This window comes from Brevibacterium aurantiacum, from assembly GCF_900169065.1.
Classification (GTDB): Bacteria; Actinomycetota; Actinomycetes; order Actinomycetales; family Brevibacteriaceae; genus Brevibacterium; species Brevibacterium aurantiacum.
Window position 1 is genome coordinate 1 of sequence record NZ_FXZB01000054.1, and the last position, 3,037, is coordinate 3,037.

Here is a 3,037-nt window from a genome sequence, read left to right on the forward strand (position 1 = left end):
GAGACGGTGGCCGTGGGCGACGGAATTCGCACGACTCTGGCACGCGGCTCTGAGCCCACCTACACGATCATTGTCCTGACCGATTCGCTCCTGCTCGAGCACGACGCCGCAGGGTCTGGAGGAGACCTTGGGAAACATTTGTGGAAGAGACCGGTGAGAGACCGGGACACTACTTCCTGCCCTCACGTCATGTTCGCACTCGAACCCGAACGAACCGCCAAGAATCAACCGAATCGGTGGATCAAGGCTAAGACCTACTACTCGGTGTGCGGATAAAGCGAATGCCGAACTTCACCACCGCGGCGCAGACAAACCCAACTACTCCCAGGACCGCCGCAATGACACCAACCCACACCAATGCATCCTGCGCAGGACTGCTTTGCAGAGTTGTACCATCAACGAGAACGATGAACCCCGAGATAGCGATCCCGACCACAGCGGCACATGTGAGTCCCGCGAGTAGCAGGGCCGTCCCTATGGTGTTCAGCCGGCGCAGCTGGTCACGCCCTCTAGCCTCCCAAGGCCGCTGGTTCAAGACCGAGATAATGAAACTCGTGGCGATGAGTGTGAGAGCGACACCGAAGCCCAGGAGGATCCACATTGTTGAGAAGACTGCAAGGCCAGTGACAAAACCAGCTAGGAGTGCGAACAGGCCCGCAATGATCAGCACGACGGATAAGCGATCGCTACTCACGAATCTTGCTTTCTGGAAACCTGCCTGCGCATGAGATCGAGCATCTCTTTGCGGTCAGCTTCCTGCCGCTTGAGGTACTTGGTGATCCAGACAGTCGCAATTACGATGCCCGCTACGATGACGAGAAAGACAAACACTGGCAGAAGTGTCAGCAGCATGCCAAGGACGCCAAAGCTCGATTCGACGAATCCAAAGCCTTCCATATGCTCGATCCTTTCGGTGCATCTGCGGGCTCTGCCTCATTAGTTGAAAGCGATAAGGCTCATTCTATAGTGTGCGCAAACATCGCATGAGCACGATAGAAGAGGTGCATTGCCGAGATTCAGTGGCGCAACGCCGGGCAGTCAATCCGCTTTCGAAACCGTTGAAAACGGACGCGGGCCCCTTCGGGCACACGTATTTCTTGCCTTCACCTGCACAAAGTGTCCTGCGGGCGGTCACTTTCCGCCGCGAGCGTTCAATCGTGATCGCGACAATTCCCGTCACGGCCCTGACTCTACGACGAGTGTGCCAAGATCGGCATATGAATGGTTCCAAACCAGATTCGCTCTGGTCTTCGCCCACCAGTTAAGCAGCCTCTCAGTTGCTCAGGCCGTGTACTACGACTCGACCGGAATTGGAGGGACGCTTGTGTGGGTGTTCGCCGCGTTCATGTTCCCCCCTGACCGCCGTACTTTTTCTACTGATGGCCCTGATCATCAAGATCCGGTCCCGCCATGGGTGGACCCGCACGAGTTCGGGACATCTCTAAGACGGTATACGAGGACGGGTAAAGGATTGATTCGGGCTCTCTCCCCAGTATCAGGGCTGCAATCTCTGCGATTTTCGAGTGCGGTCTCTCCACCGGTCTGAAACGTTGAGACTCACCCACACAACCACAGCGATGATCGCGACACGCACCCATTCCCGGAAATGCCTGGCTATGTCAACTAGAACTGGCCCCACCCTGACGGCCTGAACTGGCCCCACCCTGTGCCCCCACTCCCTCCAGCGGGTCTGACTGAAACTGCCCAAATTTCATATTTACGGGGGATGCGCTCAAGGCCACAGCCGACATAGTGTCAGTCCGTTCGCTGCTAACAGTGAACGGACTCTACCCACAGCGAAAGGCACCACTATGAGGAGATTCAAACCAGCATTGGCTTGTACGACCCTGACATTCCTCCTTCTCAGCTTCGTAGCCACCCCAGCCACGGCTTCCGAACCAGACGAAGTCAGCGAAGAAGAAATCACATCTTCGCAGGGACCATCTCCCTACGTCGAGGCCGACACCGAAGAAGAAGCGATGCGGAAACTCGACGCCATCGAGAAAGAACACCCGCAGGGCATCTCGGCCCAGGCTGCGTACAAGCGGTACGGACCCTGCACCTTGCACCCTGCCGGATTCCACACCCGAAAATCAGCCGGATACAAATACGGTGGAGTGAAACCGGTCACGGTGTGCACGAAGAAGGTGACCGGAATCAAGATGGCCTCCCAACTGAGAGTGAAGAACGGTCTCATGTGGGTCAAGGCTGGGATCGAAATCCCACAAACCGCTAACGACAAGGACCTGCGTACCGGCGGCAAATACAAGAAGAAGTACTATACGGTGAAATTCACGCAGACGAACATGAAATATAAGTGCAAGGGAACGAAGAAGCACAAATGGTCGGCCAGCTCGATCGGCCGACTGCGGTATCAGGGCCGGACACTTTGGGCGCGGGTGACTTCGCCGATACTCTCAGTACCATGCGGTCCGCACTAGAAGCCGCTGACTTGCAGATGAGGTGATTATGGGTAACCAGAAGGTATTTTTGCTCTTCGCTAAACAGCCTTCGCCGTTCGACTCGGAAGAGATGATCGATCCGTTCATAGGGATTGTGACTGACGAGCGAGATTGTGAGCGGTTCGAGGCCGAACACTCAGAGTACGAAGTCAGCTGGGAAGAACGGTTCATCAATGATTCGGAGGGGCATTGGGTTGAGCCTGGCGACACCGTGTATGGCTACTTTTACATGTCGACGATCAGAGAGTCCCCAGAGGGAGAAGTCCTCGACCTGTTGACTGATGCAGCTATCGAGTCCGTGATCTATCAACAGGCTAACGCCCGCAAAATGCTTGCGATTGGCCATATTCAGGTCATTACCGTCGGTGACATTCGACTGGATGGCAACTTCCCAGTCGTCGATGATCCGGCGGACTGGGAGAAAATCAACAACTAAACGAGGAACACACTGTCAAGCACCGGGTTTCGTAGAGGCTCCTTTTCTTGGTTTCCTAAGCAGCCGCGGGTTCAATCGCGGACTGGTTGATCCATTCCGAATGGACCTCGAACGGCGGGCGGTAGTCAATCGCTGAATG

The 3,037-nt window shown here is 55.6% G+C and carries 4 protein-coding genes; 3 read left to right on the top strand and 1 reads right to left on the bottom strand.

What is annotated here, in order from left to right; all coding sequences use genetic code 11:
• Positions 1–276, top strand: a 276-nt coding sequence (locus tag BAUR9175_RS19570) for a hypothetical protein (protein ID WP_219618426.1), incomplete at its 5' end; no start/stop codon positions are given.
• Positions 277–690: 414 nt separating this feature from the next.
• Here the strand turns inward: BAUR9175_RS19570 and BAUR9175_RS18955 are convergent.
• On the bottom strand, positions 691–897 hold the full coding sequence (locus tag BAUR9175_RS18955) for a hypothetical protein (RefSeq protein WP_069599747.1): 207 nt from the start codon (positions 895–897) through the stop codon (positions 691–693).
• 935 nt (positions 898–1,832) lie between these two features.
• Between BAUR9175_RS18955 and BAUR9175_RS18960 the strand changes: the two genes are divergently transcribed.
• Positions 1,833–2,441 (top strand): hypothetical protein, encoded by a 609-nt coding sequence (locus BAUR9175_RS18960; RefSeq protein WP_009882345.1) that lies wholly within the window; start codon positions 1,833–1,835, stop codon positions 2,439–2,441.
• Positions 2,442–2,469: 28 nt separating this feature from the next.
• Positions 2,470–2,898, top strand: a complete 429-nt coding sequence (locus tag BAUR9175_RS18965; protein ID WP_009882346.1) for a hypothetical protein — start codon at positions 2,470–2,472, stop codon at positions 2,896–2,898.
• Positions 2,899–3,037 lie beyond the last annotated feature (139 nt).